General features: G+C 60.2%; 17 protein-coding genes. 6 read left to right on the top strand and 11 right to left on the bottom strand.

Annotated elements, in window-relative coordinates; genetic code table 11:
• Positions 1–266: 266 nt before the first annotated feature.
• Both SSARUM_RS11425 and SSARUM_RS11420 read right to left on the bottom strand, forming a co-directional pair.
• Positions 267–701 (bottom strand): VOC family protein, encoded by a 435-nt coding sequence (locus SSARUM_RS11425; protein ID WP_060430048.1) that lies wholly within the window; start codon positions 699–701, stop codon positions 267–269.
• Positions 702–718: 17 nt separating this feature from the next.
• Positions 719–1,588 (bottom strand): helix-turn-helix domain-containing protein, encoded by an 870-nt coding sequence (locus SSARUM_RS11420; protein ID WP_033634491.1) that lies wholly within the window; start codon positions 1,586–1,588, stop codon positions 719–721.
• Positions 1,589–1,768: 180 nt separating this feature from the next.
• Between SSARUM_RS11420 and SSARUM_RS11415 the strand changes: the two genes are divergently transcribed.
• Complete coding sequence (locus tag SSARUM_RS11415) at positions 1,769–2,686, top strand: DMT family transporter (protein WP_060430046.1); 918 nt, start codon at positions 1,769–1,771, stop codon at positions 2,684–2,686.
• A 54-nt stretch (positions 2,687–2,740) separates the two neighbouring features.
• A complete protein-coding gene (locus SSARUM_RS11410; protein ID WP_060430044.1) occupies positions 2,741–3,637 on the top strand; it encodes a PhzF family phenazine biosynthesis protein in 897 nt (298 codons plus the stop codon).
• A 43-nt stretch (positions 3,638–3,680) separates the two neighbouring features.
• Here the strand turns inward: SSARUM_RS11410 and SSARUM_RS11405 are convergent, their stop codons facing one another.
• From SSARUM_RS11405 to SSARUM_RS11385, 5 genes are all read right to left on the bottom strand, one after another.
• Positions 3,681–4,211 carry an imm11 family protein gene (locus SSARUM_RS11405; RefSeq protein WP_039566211.1) on the bottom strand — a complete coding sequence of 177 codons (531 nt, stop codon included), beginning with the start codon at positions 4,209–4,211 and terminating at the stop codon, positions 3,681–3,683.
• 11 nt (positions 4,212–4,222) lie between these two features.
• Complete coding sequence (locus tag SSARUM_RS11400) at positions 4,223–4,978, bottom strand: macro domain-containing protein (protein ID WP_079656494.1); 756 nt, start codon at positions 4,976–4,978, stop codon at positions 4,223–4,225.
• 154 nt (positions 4,979–5,132) lie between these two features.
• Positions 5,133–5,534: a hypothetical protein gene (locus SSARUM_RS11395; RefSeq protein ID WP_039566212.1), complete on the bottom strand. Its 402-nt coding sequence runs from the start codon at positions 5,532–5,534 to the stop codon at positions 5,133–5,135.
• Between the two features lie 8 nt (positions 5,535–5,542).
• Positions 5,543–9,739 carry an RHS repeat-associated core domain-containing protein gene (locus SSARUM_RS11390; RefSeq protein WP_223181987.1) on the bottom strand — a complete coding sequence of 1,399 codons (4,197 nt, stop codon included), beginning with the start codon at positions 9,737–9,739 and terminating at the stop codon, positions 5,543–5,545.
• A 31-nt stretch (positions 9,740–9,770) separates the two neighbouring features.
• The gene (locus SSARUM_RS11385) at positions 9,771–10,202 is read right to left on the bottom strand and encodes a DcrB-related protein (RefSeq protein WP_060430042.1); all 432 of its coding nucleotides are present in this window, start codon (positions 10,200–10,202) and stop codon (positions 9,771–9,773) included.
• A 234-nt stretch (positions 10,203–10,436) separates the two neighbouring features.
• On the opposite strand from SSARUM_RS11385, the gene SSARUM_RS11380 reads away from it, so the two are divergent.
• Positions 10,437–11,438, top strand: coding sequence for an alpha/beta fold hydrolase (locus SSARUM_RS11380; RefSeq protein WP_060430040.1), 1,002 nt, complete (start codon positions 10,437–10,439; stop codon positions 11,436–11,438).
• Positions 11,439–11,507: 69 nt separating this feature from the next.
• The gene (locus SSARUM_RS11375) at positions 11,508–12,158 is read left to right on the top strand and encodes a dihydrofolate reductase family protein (protein WP_060430038.1); all 651 of its coding nucleotides are present in this window, start codon (positions 11,508–11,510) and stop codon (positions 12,156–12,158) included.
• A 43-nt stretch (positions 12,159–12,201) separates the two neighbouring features.
• On the opposite strand, the gene SSARUM_RS11370 is transcribed toward SSARUM_RS11375, so the two are convergent.
• Entirely contained in the window at positions 12,202–13,818 is a 1,617-nt protein-coding gene (locus SSARUM_RS11370; protein ID WP_060430036.1) for a serralysin family metalloprotease, read from the bottom strand.
• A 410-nt stretch (positions 13,819–14,228) separates the two neighbouring features.
• On the opposite strand from SSARUM_RS11370, the gene SSARUM_RS11365 reads away from it, so the two are divergent.
• The gene (locus SSARUM_RS11365) at positions 14,229–14,582 is read left to right on the top strand and encodes an AprI/Inh family metalloprotease inhibitor (RefSeq protein WP_033648487.1); all 354 of its coding nucleotides are present in this window, start codon (positions 14,229–14,231) and stop codon (positions 14,580–14,582) included.
• Positions 14,583–14,586: 4 nt separating this feature from the next.
• On the opposite strand, the gene SSARUM_RS11360 is transcribed toward SSARUM_RS11365, so the two are convergent.
• Together SSARUM_RS11360 and SSARUM_RS11355 are read right to left on the bottom strand one after the other, a co-directional pair.
• A complete protein-coding gene (locus SSARUM_RS11360) occupies positions 14,587–15,108 on the bottom strand; it encodes a chromate transporter (RefSeq protein WP_039567100.1) in 522 nt (173 codons plus the stop codon).
• Complete coding sequence (locus tag SSARUM_RS11355; protein WP_033634481.1) at positions 15,105–15,671, bottom strand: chromate transporter; 567 nt, start codon at positions 15,669–15,671, stop codon at positions 15,105–15,107. The genes SSARUM_RS11360 and SSARUM_RS11355 overlap by 4 nt, the downstream gene beginning before the upstream one ends.
• A 103-nt stretch (positions 15,672–15,774) precedes the next feature.
• Here SSARUM_RS11355 and SSARUM_RS11350 point away from each other — a divergent pair, with 103 nt between their 5' ends.
• Entirely contained in the window at positions 15,775–16,686 is a 912-nt protein-coding gene (locus tag SSARUM_RS11350; protein WP_049196763.1) for a LysR family transcriptional regulator, read from the top strand.
• A 27-nt stretch (positions 16,687–16,713) separates the two neighbouring features.
• On the opposite strand, the gene SSARUM_RS11345 is transcribed toward SSARUM_RS11350, so the two are convergent.
• The gene (locus SSARUM_RS11345; RefSeq protein ID WP_060430034.1) at positions 16,714–17,817 is read right to left on the bottom strand and encodes a PDDEXK family nuclease; all 1,104 of its coding nucleotides are present in this window, start codon (positions 17,815–17,817) and stop codon (positions 16,714–16,716) included.
• Positions 17,818–17,824 lie beyond the last annotated feature (7 nt).

Raw genomic sequence — 17,824 nt, 5'->3', positions numbered from 1 at the left:
CACTTGGCAATGGGCAGAAATATAAGAATAATCTCTATTCCTATCAGGCACCTGGCGGCGAAAAAAGACGGCGAAAAATCGCCGCGGAATGGCATGGCAATAGCGCGTTCTGGCCATTGGTTTTTACGCAATGAACGGAATTTCTGCTTTCATGAAGGGAAACTGCTCGGAGATTTGATGGGTCTATAGCGCAGATCGCTTTAAGCTAATGCGTATTTGTTCTTAAGCCGCCCACCCCCGAAAGGCGGCGGCGAACGGCGTGGCATTTAACGCAGCCAGGGCGTATGGGTGACACCGACCAGCAACCCTTCCGGGCTGAGCAAACGGGTAACGCTCTGCCCCCACGGCTCTTCGCGGTTGGCGACCAACAGCCGATAACCGCGATCGACCAGCCCCTGGGTGGCGGCCGCCATGTCGGCCACGTCGAACTCGATCCACGCCTGCGGCAGCGCGAGATCCGCCGGCCAGCGATCGTCGCCAAAGCAGGACTGCGCCGCCTGCGCCAGCGGCCACAGGGCGAAATGCTTCACGCCGTCCAGCGCGCCTTGCTCCGACAGCAGATAGGTTTCGTTGCCCGGCATCGGCTTGAGCGGCAGCCCCAGCGCCTCGACATAAAACGCCTGGCTCTCGTCGCTCTCACGCGTGATGGGCCCGAATCCGGCGACAAACAACACGCCCAGCCCGGCAAACTGTTGATCCATGCTGCACTCCCTTTCGGTTAGCGCCCCTGCCGCACCTGCAGCGGAGCAAATCCATAGGCCGCCTTGAAGCGGTTGCTGAAGTGGCTGGCGGAACTGAAGCCGCACGCCAGCGCGATCTCGGTGATCGGCTGTTGGCTGTGCCGCAGCAGCCGTTCCGCCCGCTGCAGCCGGGCGCGCATCACAAACTGGTGCGGCGCCAGCCCGGTGGCGTGCTTGAACATGCGGGCGAAATGGTATTCGCTCAACCCGGCCTGCGCCGCCAGATCCGCCAACAGCAAAGGCCGATCGAGGTGGTTTTCGATATATTCCCGCACCCGCCTGGCCACCGCAGGCGCCAGGCCGCCGCGCGCCTGCGGCAGCTTCCACTGCAGCTGACTGTAACGCTGGATCAGATGCGACATCAGCAGGTTCGACGCGCTGCTGAGCGCCAGCAGATTGGCGCTGTCCCGCCAGTCGCAGTTGAGCAAAAACTGGCGATACAGCAGCGTGATCTGCGGATCTTCGCCGAAGCTGCGCGGCTCTACGTTGATCGCCGCCGGGCTGCGATCCCAGGTCTGCTCCGCCAGCTGCCGCAGATGCCCGTCGGTGCAATACAGGTGCACGAACGACAGATCGCTGCGCACGTCCCAGGTGGAGGCGTATTGGCGCGGCATGATGCAGAACCGATCCGGCCCGCCGCCGTTGCGCCAGCCGCCCGGCACCTGCTGGTAGCACTCATAGCCGTCGGCGACGTACAGGCTCAGGGTATGGTGGTCGGCGCTTTCCTGCGTGACGCGATCGTTGCAGTTGGACCAGGCGGCCAGCTCCACGCCGGTGCCCAGCAGCACGCTGCCGTGCAGCCGCGCCTTGTGCTCACGCAGTGTTTCAAACGCCTGATAGTTGGACATCGCCGGCCCCGTTGTTCGACATGCAGACAGTGTAAAGAGTGGCGCCGCCGCATACCAGCCGCCGCCCCGCGCTTTTGGCAAAAAAGCGCAAGAATATGCAACTGGGCGCAAAGCGCTGCAAGCGCCGCCGCGCGCCAAAGCGGATACTGCGCCATCGGTTTTTTCGGAGTAACAAATAGAATGAATGCGCTGTTGTACCTCACCGTAGTGCTGATTTGGGGCACCACCTGGATTGCGATCACCCTGCAACAGGAAGGCCCGGTGGCCATTCCCGTCTCGATCGCTTACCGCTTCGCCATTTCCGCCGCGGTGATGTTCGCCGTGCTGTTGCTAACACGCCGCCTGCGCCGCCTCGCCCCGCGCGATCATCTGTTCTGCGTGCTGCAGGGCTGCTGCGTGTTCGGCTTCAACTTCTTCTGCTTCTACCACGCGGCGGCCTACATCAGCAGCGGGCTGGAATCGGTGATCTTCTCGATGGCGGTGCTGTTCAACGCCCTCAACAGCCTGCTGTTTTTCCGCCAGCGCCCCAGCCCCAACCTGCTGCCGGCGGCGCTGCTGGGTTTGACCGGCATCGTGGCGCTGTTTTGGCAAGATCTGGCCGCCACCCGCATGGCGCCGGAGCTGCTCAAAGGCATCGGCCTGAGCGCGCTCGGCACCTACGGCTTCTCGCTGGGCAACATGATCAGCACGCGCCATCAGCGCCGCGGGCTGGATATCTTTTCCACCAACACTTACGCCATGACCTACGGCGCGCTGCTGATGGCGCTGATCGCCCTGGCGCAGGGCGCATCGTTCCAGATCGAATTCAGCAGCCGCTATATCGGCTCCCTGCTGTACCTGGCGATTTTCGGATCGGTGATCGCCTTCGCCGCCTACTTCAGCCTGCTCGGCCGCATCGGCGCCGGCGCGGCGGCTTACAGCACCCTGCTGTTCCCGCTGGTAGCGCTGACCATCTCAACGATCTACGAAGGCTATCAGTGGCACTTCAACGCCGTGCTGGGCCTGTGCCTGATCCTACTGGGCAACCTGGTGATGTTCGCCAAGCCGGGGCTAAAATGGCGACGGCCAGGTATCGCGAAACAAAACTCAACCCTTTGAAGCCATTGGCGAATATCGTTATCATCAGGTTTTGTTGATAACGGATGATGGCCAATGCTCAGAAGTGATGATGTGACACCCCGCGCCTACAAACAGGTGGACGTGTTTACCCGCACGCCGCTGCAGGGCAACCCCGTGGCGGTGGTGCTGGAGGCCGAGGGGCTGAGCAGCGCGCAAATGCTGGCATTGGCCCGTTGGACCAACCTTTCGGAAACCACCTTTGTGCTTAAACCGACGCACCCGGCGGCGGATTATAAGGTGCGCATTTTCACCACCGAAAAAGAGCTGCCCTTCGCCGGCCACCCGACGCTGGGCACCGCCCACGCCCTGCTGGAAGCCGGTTTGACGCCTAAACGGCCTGGGACGGTGATGCAGGAATGCGGCGTCGGCCTGGTGGCGGTCGATATCCAGCCGGAAGGCACATTGGCGTTCGCCGCGCCCGAAGTTGAGTTCCGCCCAATGGCCGCTGAGGAAACAGAACGGCTGATGGCCGCTTTACGGCCCGCGGTGATGGCAGCAAGCCCTCTGCCGGTGATTGCCGAGATGGGCATTCGCTGGCTGATGGTGCGCCTGCCGGACGCACAATCCTGCCTGGCGGTGACGCCGGATCAGGCCACGATTAAACGCCTGCAAACGTCTTGCAATGTGGATGGCGTGGTGATTTATGGCGCCTGCTCCGCAACCGAACCGGCCGATTACGAAATGCGCGCGTTTATGGTGGAATGCGGCGCCTTGATTGAAGATCCGGTGACCGGCAGCGCCAACGCCTGCCTGGCGCGCTTATTGAAGGCCAACCACTTTCCCGACGGCAGCCAGACCGCACAGGGTTACCAGGTGCGCCAGGGCACCCAACTGAATCGAGATGGCCGCGTGAGCGTGCGCTTTATTGACGGCGAACCCTGGATCGGCGGGCAGTGCCGCACCCTGATTGATGGCACATTGGGTATTTAGTTTGGGGGATAAGAGGATAGTGAGCATCTTTTGGGAACGTCAATTAGCAACGCTCAAAGCCTATGTTTAGCTGTTCTTCATTACATAGGTCAACAAACTGCTGAGAGACAATTATTCTTTCACAATAGATGCTATCCCTAGCAATAAAGAACTCCCTGTCACACTTGTAAGCAGGCACATCAATGAGCTTGCTTCCATCTTCAAGTTCTCTGAACGTCGAGGCTTCCTCATCAATAATTTGAAAATAATTATTCACTTTACACAGAAAAATTGTTTCAGTTACGTTTTCTACCGCACATTCATAGAATAACATCTCAGACGAAACCTTGCGTTCAAATACAGCCTTAGCTCTTTTTGAAAAGATTGGAATTCCGAGACTGGCAGGAAAATAGTCATGCAAATTAAAAATATCGCTACTCGAAGCGCTTGGCATTTTCCCTTTTGGCAGTGAGTAGGATAGGAAATTACCATCACCTTCATTCCAAATAAAAAAGCTGGACAATCTTGATTTCGGATCGGGAAAACAAATCAAGTTATCGCCAAATGTAAAGCTATTGAAAGTATAGAAGTTCATGTCACTCTCATTCAACTTAACTTAACGATGTTGCATTTTATTTTCTTTCTTGCTAAGCGCTCTTTGATTAGAGAAAAAATAGCATCCCAATCACCACCTCCCAATCCTGCACCAATCATAGGCAATTGTATACTAAGCCTTTCTTTTAATGCATAATCAGAAACCAGACTTAGACATTCTTTAAGTGCTTCATATGAAACATACTGAGCATTATCATCTTTACTTTTCTTTAGTCCATCCTGAGCCAACATATTTGCAACATATATCCGCTCATTTTCGCTCACACAGATGAATTGTACATTCCCGAGAAAAAAATCCTTTTTTTCAGAGAACCACTTTAAATATTCTTCCTTTACTGCTGGATAGCGTTTTGATAGAGGAACAACAAAGCCTTTTCCCCACTTACCCTTGTTATTCACAATATGAATGATCATTTTAGATTTTGACGAAGGAATAGATGCATCACCATAGCTAAAACTGACATAATCATTCAAAACATCAGAGGTGATCGTCTTATTCCATTCACTTTCAAACTCAAGACTAGTTATCAACTTTGACTCAGAAAGATCAAGCTCACTTTTCTTACCATCATAAAGTAAAAAACCTATATCTTCGTGCCAATCTTCCAAAGATGAGGATGAATAATACAAATCATTTATTATAGTTATTTGTCTTGTTGCAGCATCGCCATTAAACTCGGTATAGATCCTCCCTTCGCCAGAAATGAGTTCACATGTACCTTTATAATAATTCTTATCGGACTCCACAGTTCTTTCCTCCCCCTACGACAGATGGAATAAGTTATTTATAACTGTCAATCACCATGTTACTTACAATAACCCTCTAATTTTCAATACCACTATCAAAAAACTCAAAGCTTCAATTAACTACTAGCATTCAATAATCTCGAAATCCTTTTAACTATGAAATAAGAAAACCGAAAAAATTATTTGATTCTAAAGACAATAGCCGCTCATCGTCACCTGCCTTATATTTTAAGAAAACCCCTGAGAACGGATCGTCACTATAATTTACTCCAACTATGCTAACCTCCTGCTCAGTTTTAAATGACTGGGAATAAATTGACATCATGGAAAACTTATCATCCTCATCCACCTCAAACCATGGAACGATGTTTTCAACTAAACGTGAATTAACAATCCCATCATCATCAATATACAGTTCAAATATAGTTTCATCTGATATAAAGTAAACTCTGTCATACATCGGATGAAACACTGGTACTGTTTCCCCATCTATATAACCCGTGACAATTATATCACTGACGCTACTCCTAGTTACATGCTCAATAAATTCTTTCATATGCACTCCTATGGTGAAAAAACAATCCCAAGATCCATGCCTTTGCCAGACTCAATAAGAGTTACAAATTCCTCCCTACCATCAGACAGCTTTTTAGAAATATAGGTCATCCCTTCGCCTCTATATATCTCCATCACAGGCTGACCTTTTTTAATTGTCCCTTGTCCTACATGGACCAGTTTCCCGCTATCTCGTAACTTTTCAACATCTCTCAAGAACTCAGCACCTTCATCCACTTTCCATTTTGGATATTTTTTCCCTAAATAGCCTTCTAGTATACCTTTATGCCGAATAAAGTGATCTTTAAAGTTTTTACCAGGTTGAATGCTACAACTAGTAAGGCCTAACGGGTCAACCCAAATGAGCGGATTTTTCGCGTATGCATATAAATTCAGCCCGCCTTCCAACCCTATCGGATCCTGCGTGGTGAAACGCCCCACCTCGGGTTCGTAGTAGCGGAACAGGTTGTAGTGCAGGCCGCTTTCGTCGTCCTGATATTGCCCGGCGTAGCGCAGCGGCTGCTGATACTGCGCGCCCTGCCGCTTCGCCGCGCCGGCCACCGTCTGGCCCTGCAGCTTGCCGAAGGTATCGTATTGCCCGGACCAACACAGGTTGCCCGCCGCGTCGGTCACTTCCAGCGGCGCGCTGTTCAGATCGGTGTGATACCAGTAGATATCTGCCGAGCGGCTGTCGCCCGCCTGCTCCAGCGCCGCCAGCGGGCTCCACGGGCTGGCCGGATCGTAGCTCCAGCTGCGGCGGCTGCCGTCGTCGCGCTGCTCCTGCAGCAACCGGTAACCCTGCCACAGGAAACGGGTCGTCTGTTCGGTTTTGCCCTTGTAGCGCACCGCCTTGCGGCTGCGGCGGCCCAGCGCATCGTAATGGTACTGCGCTTCGAACTCGCCCTGCGGGCCGCGGCCATGCGCCTGCACCAGCCGATTGTCAGCGTCGTAGCGGTAGTGCTGTTCATACAGGCCGTTGCGCCGGCTGATCAGGTTGCCCCAGGCGTCGTAACGGTAAAACAGTTTTTGCCAGTGCGTCAGCCGGTTATCGGCGATCGGCGCCAGCGGCAGGTGCGCGTCAATGTCGCTCTGCGGGCTGCGCTCGCCCAGCAGGTTATCCGCCAGATCGTACACCAGCCGCGCCCCCGGTTTGCCCTGATTAGGTTCGCGGTGTTGCAGCAGGCGGCCTTCGGCGTCGTAACCGTAGTGCACTTCGCCGCGCAGCGCGTCGCTCACCCCGGCCAGCTCGCCGCGGCCGGTGTAGCGATAGGCGCGCCACAGCACGCCGTCTTCCGGCCGGGTCAGTTTGTCGTGGCCGAAGGCGCTGCTCTGCCAGCTGCGGCGGCCCATGGCGTCGTAACGCCGCTGCTGCTGCAGCGCGCCCTGGCTGCGGCCGGTTTCCCGGTGCAGGCGATCGCGGGTGAACTCGCTCACCACCTGCTGGTTGAATTTGATGGCGCTGGCGTGGCCGGAGCCGTAATACAGCCACTGCAGGCGATCGCCCTGCGGCAGCGTCAGCGCCTGCAGGTTGGCCAGCGCATCCCACTGGTATTGCAGCTCGCCGTTCACGCCCTGCTCGCCGAGCAGCCGCCCGGCGGCGTCATAGCGCATCTGCACGCTGTCCGGCTCGATGCCCAGCGCCGCGCCGCTCACCGTCGGCAGGCGGTTCAGCTCGCGCAGCCGCCCCATGGCGTCGAAGCGGTAATGCCATTCCGCGCTGGCGTTGCCGCGCCAGACCAACTGCCCCGCCTCGTCGAAACGGAAGCGCTGTTCGCGCTGCGTCAGCTCGCCCGCGCTGCCCGGCAGGCCGACCTCGCGGTGCTCCTCCAGCAGCCCGGCCGCGCCGTAGCGATAATAGTGGCGGGTGTCGTCCGGGCGCTCTTCGGCCAGCACGCGGCCCACCGCATCGTAGCTGAAGCGGTATTCGCCGCCGTTGCCGTTCTCCAGCCGCGTCAGCCAGCCCTGCGGGCTGTAGTGATAGCGCCGGGTGCGGTTGATGCGATCGGTGATTCTGACCGGCAGCCCCAGGGCGTTGTACTGCCAGCGGGTCAGGCTGCCCAGCGCGTCCTGATGCTCGGCCAGTTGGCCGTGTGCATTCCAGTTAAAGCGCTCTTCGCCGCCGTCCGGGTGGATCAGGGTGTGCAGGCGCCCGCCGTTATCCCATAGGTAGCGCGTCTGGTGGCCTTCGGCATCGGTCTGCGCCGTCAGTTGCCCCAGCGCATCGTAGGTATAAGCCGTCACGCTGCCGGAACAGTCGGTGTAGCGCGTCAGTTGGCCGCGGGCGTCCCACTCCAGCTTCACTTCCCCGCCCAGCGCGTCGATCACGCCGGCCGGCAGGCTCTCTTCGTCATCCGGATAGCGGTACAGCGTGGCATTGCCCAGCGCATCGACATAGCGCGTCGGGCGCCCCAGCGTATCCCAGTGCTGCGCCTCGCTGCTACCGTCCGGGTACGCGACGGCGAACAGCCGGCCGCTGTTGCGCGAATATTGATAGCGCGTCACGCGGCCGAGCGGATCGGTCTCCGACAGCAGGCGGCCGTAAGGATCCCATTCGCTCTGGCGCTGCGCGCCGCCGGGCAGCAGCACGCTGCACAGTTCGCCGCGTTGGTAGATAAAACCGTAGCGGCGCTGGTCGAAGTCGGTGTACTGCGCCACGTTGTCGTCGTCATCCAGCCGCCACTCCGCGCGCTTGCCGTCGCCGCGCACCGCACTGCGGCGCCCACCGGCGAAGTCATAACCGAACTCCAGCGATTCTCCGGCGCTGTTGCGGTAGGCCGTCACGCGCGGCACGCCGTCGATCTCTTGCCATTGGTATTCGTTCAGCAGCCCGGAGGCGTCCTGGTGGCTGATCATCAGGCCGTCGCGCCAGCCGAAGCGGCGCGTTACCTCACCGGCGCGGTTGCTCACCGTCGTCAGTTGGCCCTGCTCATCGTAGCCGTAGCGCGCCAGCGTCCGTTCGCCTTCGGCGGTTTGCAGCGCCACTTCGCGCAGGCGGCCCTGCGCATAGCGGCACATCAGGCGCTGCCCGGCGCTGTCCACCAGTTCGCTCAGCAGCCCCTCGTCGTCGTAAAACAGCGAGGTGGCGTTGCCGATCGCGTCGGTGATCATGCTGAGCCGGCTCGGCTGATCGCCCGCCAGCGGCGGGTAGTGGAAAATCTGTTCGCCGACGTCAAACAGCTGCCAGCTGCCGTCGTCGTTGTGCATCAGCCAGCATTTTTCGGCTTCGCAGTAGGTTTTGTGGCCGCGCGGCACCTGCGGGAAAGCGACGAAGTCTCCGGAAGGGGCGCGCCACACCAGGCCGTCCTGATACGGCTGCAGGCTGCTCTCCCAGAACAGGTTCCAGCCGCGGCCCAGTACGCCGTCGCCGGGGTTGCCGCTGCGCCAATAGCGCTGCCAGGCGACCGGCAGGCGCGAAGGCAGCACGAAATCGAGATCGTCTTCGCCGTCGAGGAATTTCTGGCCGCTGACGATATCCACCGGCCGGGCGATAATGCCGACGGCGGCGGTGGCGGTCATCAGGGTGCCGGCGCGGCAGGCGATGCGCGCCAGTTTGTTGATGCCGGGCAGCTTGCCCAGCAGTTTGCCCAGCGCCCCCAGCTTGCCGGCGGCGCCGCCCACGCCGCCCACCAGGCCGGCGAACAGCAGCGTCAGGTCAGAGACCTTGTACAGCCAATCCGGCACTTCGGGCTTGATCGGCAAGGTGGTGACGGTGCCGCCGCCGATAAACACGTTGGGCGAACCTTCCATCACCTGCGCGTCGCAGTTGGTTTTGTCCCCCACGCGCGAGGCGGGCTGGCCGTTGATGCTGACCTTGTCGGAGCCCTGCGCCATCTGCATGCTCGGGCCGTCGTCGCTGCAGGCCACCTGGCTGTTGGTGGCGAGCGCGGCGGGTTTGCCGTTGATGAAGACGTTGGGGGAGCCGGTGACGATATTGCCTTTGGGGGTCAGGCTACCGGCGCCGGCGTCGGCAATGCCGTCGCGCGCCGCGGTGGCCGCCTCCCCGGTGAGATACCCCACCGCCAGACTGGCGCCGATGAGCAGCACGCCGACGCCGATACAGGAAGCCGCCAGGCCGGCGACGAACAGCGCACCCGCCGCCACCGCGCCTGCGGCGGCGATCAGGCCGCCGACAATCGTGCCGGCAATCATGCCGGCCAGGGCATGGGAATGCCCGATGGTATCGCCGACGCGAGCCGCTTCGGTCATCGTAAGGTCCTTTTACGCAAAGAGTTCATCGTTAGGCCGCCCGGTAGCTGCTCAGCACCTGCTGCAGCAGCGCGTCGTCTTGCGGCGTCAGCTTGCGCGCCATCGCCAGGGTGAACACCAGCACCCGGCCCTCCGCCAGCGCGAACACCGCCTGGTTTTGCCAGATGCGCTTGCCGTCGCGCAGGTAGCTGGCGCGCACCCATTCACCGGCGGTTAATCCATCGCCCAGCGTCGCCGGCTCGCGGCTTTTGAACGCCCAGCCTTTCAGCCCCTGCGCCAGCGCATCGAGCTGGCGGGTGACGTAGCCTTCCAGGTTCTCCGCCGGCTGCAGCCCATCGCGAGAAATATTGATTGAGGGGGAAACATCATCGCCGGCCAACAGCACGTTGACGGTGCGATCGGCATAGCCTTCCGGCAAAGCGACGCTGCCTTCGCTGAAAGCGCAGCGGGATAAAGCGGACATGCGAGGATCCTTTTGCATAAATAATGCTTAAGCATCGCATAACTTAGCCTTGAAATAAAACCTTCAGGCTCCGCCAATATTGCGCGGCGTGACCGCGTTCACTGTGTACAAGGCCGTGGCCGGAACCTTGCCTGGGATCGGGCCGTAACATTACAGAATTATCTGAAACTGCTGGCGCGCCGACGCCCTGATTGTGGCTATACTCGGCTATCGTCCGTTTTTCAGGAGATCAGGATGCTGAGATTCACCCGTCGCGCGCTGCTGTGCGCCACGCTGGCCGCGTTCCCCGCCGCCGCCGAAACGCCTAAGTTCGGCCCGGAGCTGCAGGGCTTTCACTACCCTTACCCGTTGCAGCAGTTCAGCTTCACCTCGCAGGGCCAGCCGTTAAAAATGGGCTATATGGACGTGCCGCCGGAAGGTGCCGCCAACGGCCGCACCGCGCTGTTGCTGCACGGTAAAAACTTCTGCGCCGCCACCTGGCAGGACACCATCAAGGCGCTGAGCAAGGCCGGTTACCGCGTCATCGCGCCGGATCAAATCGGCTTTTGCTCCTCCACCAAGCCGGCGCATTACCAGTACAGCTTCCAGCAGCTGGCGCAAAACACCCACGGCCTGCTGCAGAACCTGAAAATCAGTAAGGCCATCGTCATCGGCCACTCCACCGGCGGCATGCTGGCCACGCGCTACAGCCTGATGTATCCGCAGGCAGTGGAGCAATTGGTCATGGTCAACCCGATCGGCCTCGAGGACTGGAAGGCCAAAGGCGTGCCGTGGCGCAGCGTCGATCAATGGTTCGCGCGCGAGCTGAACACCACCGCCGAGGGTATCCGCAACTATGAGCAGCGCACCTACTACGGCGGCCGCTGGAAGCCGGAGTACGATCGTTGGGTGGATATGCTGGCCGGGCTGAACAACGGGCCGGGCCATCGCCTGGTGGCGTGGAACTCGGCGTTGATCTACGACATGATCTTCACCCAGCCGGTGTACTACGAGTTCAAGGATCTGCAAACCCCCACTACGCTGATGATCGGCACCGCCGACACCACCGCCATCGGCAGCGATATCGCCCCGCCGGCGGTCAAGGCCAGGATCGGCCACTATGCGGAGCTGGGCAAACAGGCGGCGAAGCTGATCCCGCACGCCACGCTGATCGAGTTCGCCGGGCTGGGCCATGCGCCGCAAATGGAGGAACCAGAGCGTTTCCATCAGGCGTTGCTCAAGGCGCTGCAGCCCTGAGCGGCCGGTTGGCGCAGCCGCCGCGCGGCGGCTAAACTTTCAGCTGGCACTCAACGGCAGGAGACAGCCATGCGACAGATTATTGCCAGCGCCTTCGTCAGCCTCGACGGCGTGATGCAGGCGCCCGGCGGGCAGGACGAAGACCGCAGCGGCGGCTTTCGCTTCGGCGGCTGGACAGCCCCCTACTGGGATGAAGCCATTGCGGAAACGATGGGCGATCTTTTCTCCGCGCCGTTCGATCTGCTGCTGGGGCGGCGCACCTACGACATTTTCGCCGGCTACTGGCCGCAGATCACCGACGAGGCCGATCCGTTTTCCGCCGATATCGCCCGCGTATTCAATCAGGCCACCAAATACGTCGCCACCCACCACGGCGAGACGCTGGCGTGGCAGAACAGCCAGTGGCTGGGGCGGGACATCATCGCCCGGCTGCGCGAGCTGAAGCGCACCCAGGGGCCGGTGCTGCTGGTGCAGGGCAGCAGCACGCTGATGCAACAGCTGCTGGCCAACGACCTGGTGGACGAACTGCGCCTGCTCACCTACCCGGTGCTGCTTGGCGGCGGCAAGCGGCTGTTTGATGATAACGCGGCGCCGGCGGCCTTCACGCTGGCCCAATCGATGGTCTCGCCCGGCGGCGTGATCGTGGCCCACTACCGCCGCGCCGGCGCGGTGACGACCGGCTCCTTCGTGGTGGAAAGCGCGGCGGCGGCCCAGCCGTAAAAAAAGGGCCGTTCGGCCCTTTTCTCTTTCCCCTTCATCGCCCTCAGGCAAACAGAATATCGCTCTGCTCCACCTGCCCGATCACATGGATCTTGAAGTCGGCGGCGTAGCTGTTGCTCTGGGTGTTCATCAGCAGATCTGTGGTGCCGTTGAAGGCGTCGAAGTTGAGCTGGATCTCGCCTTTCTGGCCGCTGAAGGCGCTGCCGCTGTCGATAAATCGCAGCTCGCTCAGGCTGTTGTTGAAGCGCAGGCCGGAGAGATCGATCTTGTCGATGCCGTGCTCGAAGTCTTCAATCACGTCGAACGCCGCCACCGTGGACTCTTTGGCATTGAGATAGACGAAATAGTCGGTGAAGTTGTTGGCATCTTTGCCGCCCCACAGATGATCCGCCCCCAGGCCGCCGTACAGGATGTCCGAACCGGCGTTGCCCGCCAGCAGGTTGTCCTGATCGTTGCCGATGATCACATCGCGCCCGCTGCCGCCGATGGCGTTCTCGATGATCGCCCCGCGCGCGATGGCGACGTTCTGCGTGCCGCCGCCGACGCTGGAGAACGCGCCGTCGTTCAGGTTGATCATCTGCTGCTGGCTGTAGCCGGAGAAGTCCAGCGTGTCGTTGCCGCCGGCGTCCCACACCGCGAAGTTGACCGGTTTGCCGTTGTCCGCCGTGGCGGTCAGGAAATCGCGCCCGGTGTTGGAGTTGAAGCCGTACACCGTATCGCCGGTGCGGGTGCTCATATTGGCGCCGTACAATTTTTGGATCGCGGCGATGTCATCCACCATCGGGCCATAGCCATACACCCCTTTGGTGTCGGCGCCGGTGTAACCAGCGTTGAAATAGCTCATGATCGAGTATTGCAACGAATCCTGATAGTAAGCGGCATCGTTCTGGTAGCTCGGGTTGCCCAACGACGCGTCATAAGATCCCGGGTGCGCCAGCCCCAGGGCATGCCCCAGCTCGTGGGTGAAGGTCTGGCTGCTGAAGTCACCGCTAACCGGCGCCTGATGGGTGGCGAAGTTTTTGTTGAACCACACCGTGCCGGCAAAGGCGTTATCGCTGTCCGGTTTGGAGCTCGGCGGGTAATAGGCGTACGCGTTAATGGCATTCGGGCCGCTGCCCTCAGCGGCGCTGCCGTCGGCGCGCTGGGTGAAGTATGCGAAGGTGATGTCCGCGCGGTGGTTGATATCGGTGGACGCCGCCTCGGTAAAGGTCACGTTCGCCACGTCGGCCCACGCCTGCATCGATTTCAGTGCCTGTGCCTGCGCCGCCTGAGTCAACGGTTGCAGCCCCTTGTCACCGTCACCGGTCTGGCCGATGCGGTTCAGCGCGCTCTGCGTCAGGAAGGAATAGGTCAGCGCCACCGGCTGGTGATAGACCTGATCGCCGTTGTGCGTCAGGCCCGGCCGCGTCAGCTGATCGGCGGCGCGATCGAAGCTGAAGTTATCGCGGATTTTACCCAGGTTGTTAATGGCTGCTCCGCCGCGCTGGTTGCTGTACAGGTTGGTGTTGTCCAGCGTAAACAGCGCGCCGTAGCCCAATCCGTCATAGAGGCTGCCGGGCTGGTGATAGTAAAACTGATAGTTATGATCGTTGGGGGATGTGGCGGACAGGCTGGTGAACTCATCGTCATCTTGCAAAATATCGTTGTGGCGACTGCTCATTGCATTCTCCTTTTACACAGTAGGAATCCACTCGCTTTGTAAGACTATTCATCAGTCGTTCTAATCTAAGCCAAGACTTAGGAATGACCAGTATAGTGACTCACCCCGGCGGCGCGAGCCCGCCCCGCCTGGCTTCACCGTGCCGGGCATTGAGATGGAGATACTCGTAACAATTTGTATTCTCACTATATTAATGAGAAAAATAAGTGCATTAACGGGTTAATCATTCGTCTTTTTGCGCATTTTATCGCCGGTTAGATCAGAATAATCGAGGATTAAAAAACCTAATCCTTCCCTCATCATCACGGGGATACGTGCTAAAGTGTGAACGGACAGCCGAAAGGAGTGACCCGATGCCAACCTTTTTTCTTATGCGCGCCTTGCGCCGCGCCAGCCTGACGGGAGTCGTTATGAGCGTATTGTGCAGCAGTGCCCTGGGCAGTTCACTGCCGTTGCTGGAACCCGCCGCGCTGAAGGGCGACTGGCAGCTCGCCGCCATCGGCGACGGTAAAGCCGTCTGCGAGGTGCAGCTGAGCGACGAAGCGGTGGCCAACACCAACGCCTTCCGCTTCAGCGCCTCCGCCCAGTGCCTGCAGCCGCTGGCGCTGCAAACGTTGCCGGTCGCCTGGCGGCCGACGCCGGACGGCATGACGCTGACCGACGCCGAAGGCGGCATGGTGGCGTTTCTGGCCCTGACCGCGCCGAAGCGCTATGAGCTGATCGATCGCAACGGCCCTTCACGCTTTATGCTGATCCCGCGCTAATCCCTCAGGCGAACAGCAACCCGAGCAGCGCGCCGCCCGCCAGCACCCACAGCGGATGGAGGCGCTTGCTCATGCTCAATCCCGTCGCCAGCGCCACGATCGCCGCCAACCGCCAGCTGGGCGCAGAAGCCTCGGCGATCAAGATGCCGCTGGCCGCCACCAGCCCCACAGTCAGCGGCACCAGACCGGCCTGCACGATGCGGCGCCACGGGCGATCCTTAAAGCGCCGCCAGGCGCCCATCACCAGCAACGTAACGATGGAAGACGGCCCGAACTTGGCGACCGAAGAAACCAGCAGCCCCGCCCAACCGGCCACGTGCCAGCCGACCAGCGGCACGATCATCATGTTCGGCCCCGGCGCGGCCTGCGCCATGGCGAACAGCGCGCTGAACTCCTGGGCGCTCATCCACCGATGCACCTCCACCACCTGCCGCTGCATCTCCGGCAGAATGGTCATGCCGCCGCCAAACGCCAGCAGAGAAAGCTCGGTAAAGATCACCGCCAGCGCAATTAAAACCCCGCTCATGACGGCCACCGCCACATCAGCAGAATGCTCAGCGGCGCCAGCACCAGCATGGTCGGCAACAGCGGCAGGCGCAGCCAGGCGATGGCGATCAATGCCAGCGCGACGATCGCCAGCGCCGGCCATTTACCGCGCAGCGGCAGCAGCATCTTGATCCCGGTCGACAGCAGCAGCCCGGCGGCAGCGGCGGCCAGCCCGGCGAATACATGCTGCACATGCGGATCGTTTTGGAAGCGGGCGTAGACCACGCCCAACCCCACCACGATCGCCGTCGGCGCGCTGATGAGGCCCAGCAAGGCGCACAGCGCGCCGCGCAACCCGCGAAATTCCATGCCCACCGCCACCGACAGGTTGATGACGTTGCCGCCGGGCAGGAACTGGCACAGCCCGAGCAGCTCGGTGAACTGTTCGCCGCTCAACCAGCGCCGGCGCTCTACCAACATGCTGCGCGCCAGCGGCAGCACGCCGCCGAAGCCGATCAGCCCCAGCCACAGAAAGCCCACAAACAGCTCCGCGTTGCCCGGCGCTGCCGCCGGGTGCGGTTTTAACGTATTGATATCTGACATGACATTGCCATTCCACATCGCTTGTTTTGATGTCTGGTATCATGCGCGCCGCCGTGCCATGATGTCTAATGCATTCCTAAACAACTAAAGATACCTTTGAGGTATGGCAATGATCGAACTGCGTCGCCTGCGGGCGTTCGTCACCGTGGTGGAAGAAGGCAACATCACCCGCGCCGCCGAGCGGCTGTTTATCCAACAGCCACCGCTGACCCGCCTGCTGCAGGGGCTGGAAGATGAGCTGGGCGTAACCTTGCTGCAGCGTCTGCCGCGCGGCGTGCGCGTCACCGAGGCGGGCGGCGTGCTGTTCGAAGAGGCCCGCGCCCTGCTGGCGCGCGCCGAACGCCTGCGCGAAGCGGTGCAGCGCGCCGCCCGCGGCGAGCAGGGCCACATCGCCATCGGCTTCACCAGTTCCGCCGCGCTGCACCCGTTCGTGCCCAACCTGCTGCGCCGCTACCGCGACATCCTGCCGGGCATCACCACTCAGTTGGAAGAGGCCGGCAGCGGCGAACTGATGGAGGCGTTGCTGGAACAGCGCCTCGACGCCGCCTTCGTGCGCTCGCCGGCCAGCGGCATTCCCGGCCTGAGCGTGGAGCCGGTGCTCAGCGAGCCGATGATCGTCGCCCTGCCGCTGGGCCACCGGCTGGCGCATGAGACGCAGCAACCGCTGCCGTTGGCCGAACTGGCCCACGAGGCGTTTATTCTCTATCGCCGCCCGGCCGGCCAGGGGCTGTACGACGCCATCCTGGCCGCCTGCCACCGCGCCGGCTTCAGCCCGCGCATCGTGCAGGAAGCGCCGCGCCTGCCGGCCACCCTCAGCCTGGTGGGCGCAGGCCTGGGGTTGTCAGTGGTGCCCGGCTCGATGCGGCGGCTGGGCGGCGACGGCATCGTCTACCGCACCCTCGCTGAAGAGGCGCAGCTCAGCGCCCCGCTTTACCTGGCGCTGCGCCGCAGCCCGGCTTCGCCGATCGTCGAGCGGTTCCGTCAGCTGGTGCTGGAGACCGTGGGGGAGAGTTGATGATGACGCTCCCATCGCCCAGCCCCATTACGCGTCCGCATCCCAGTGGCGGAAATAGCGTTTCAACTTCTCAATGGTATGCCGCCACTTCGGCGCCGTCGGTTTACATACCGTATTCTGATTGCCGAAGAAGCCCACTTCATTGACCGCATCTTCTTCACTGCGGGTTTCCAGCCATTTCACCGGGACAAAATACTCTGACTTGTCCGGATCATCGGCATTGCGGCGATACAGATCGCGATACTTAAGCACTTCCATCGCCGATTTTTCACCGTCTTCGGTGTTAACCGTAAAACTGCTGACAGGCTCCACAGCGCTCTGGACCAAACCGACGCCCACATAGCCCGTTGCCGGGATCTTTACCCACACGCGGTCGCCGGGCTGAAGTTGTTTTAGAGTCTGGCTATACCAGCTACCACCACCGGCGCTGATAAACCCGTAGCGACGCGCCTCTTCCCAGCTCCGGCTTAACGGATCGCCAAATGAAACATAGAACTCCCCGTTCCAGGGATCTTTGGTTTTGGCGCTGGTTCCCGCGGTGGCCTGCGCGGCATTGGTTTGCGTCTCGCTCGGATCGATAAGCCAGGCGCGGCTTAAGAACTGATCGTCACCGTGCTGGAACACTTTAAAGAACAGCACGTTAATCGAGATGCCATTCTTGCTGAGATAGTCCACGATGCGCTCGGTCGAGGGATCCAGCTCTGCCGCCACGATGATAATTTGGTGTGACTGATTCAGGGAGTCCTCTTCCAGCTCGGTGTTGAAGCGTTGCTTAAACGCCTCCCCCAGATTGCCGCCGCCGGAGAATTTTTCGTAAATCTGCGACAGGCGATCGGCGGTGAGATCATCCACCCAGGAGGCATAGTCCAAAGCCTGTGCCACCACCTCGCGCGGCGTGCGATCGCGCTTCAATTCAATCAGAATCAACGAGGCATCCGGCGCGATAGCCAGCAGATCGATACGTCCCTTATCGAGGGTATTTTCCTGATGGCCGATCAGCATCCACTGGTCGGAGAGGATGGTCGGATCGCTTAAGATCATTTTCTCCAGCAGTTGTTCGCTCGGGAGCTTGCTGATGGCCAGCGGCTGGGGGGCATCCCCCACTCGCCAGATTGCATGATGAAGCGGCATCGTCCGT

The sequence above is a fragment of the Serratia sarumanii genome (assembly GCF_029962605.1).
In the GTDB taxonomy this organism is placed as follows: Bacteria; Pseudomonadota; Gammaproteobacteria; order Enterobacterales; family Enterobacteriaceae; genus Serratia; species Serratia sarumanii.
This window is presented reverse-complemented; position numbering and strand designations above follow the sequence as displayed.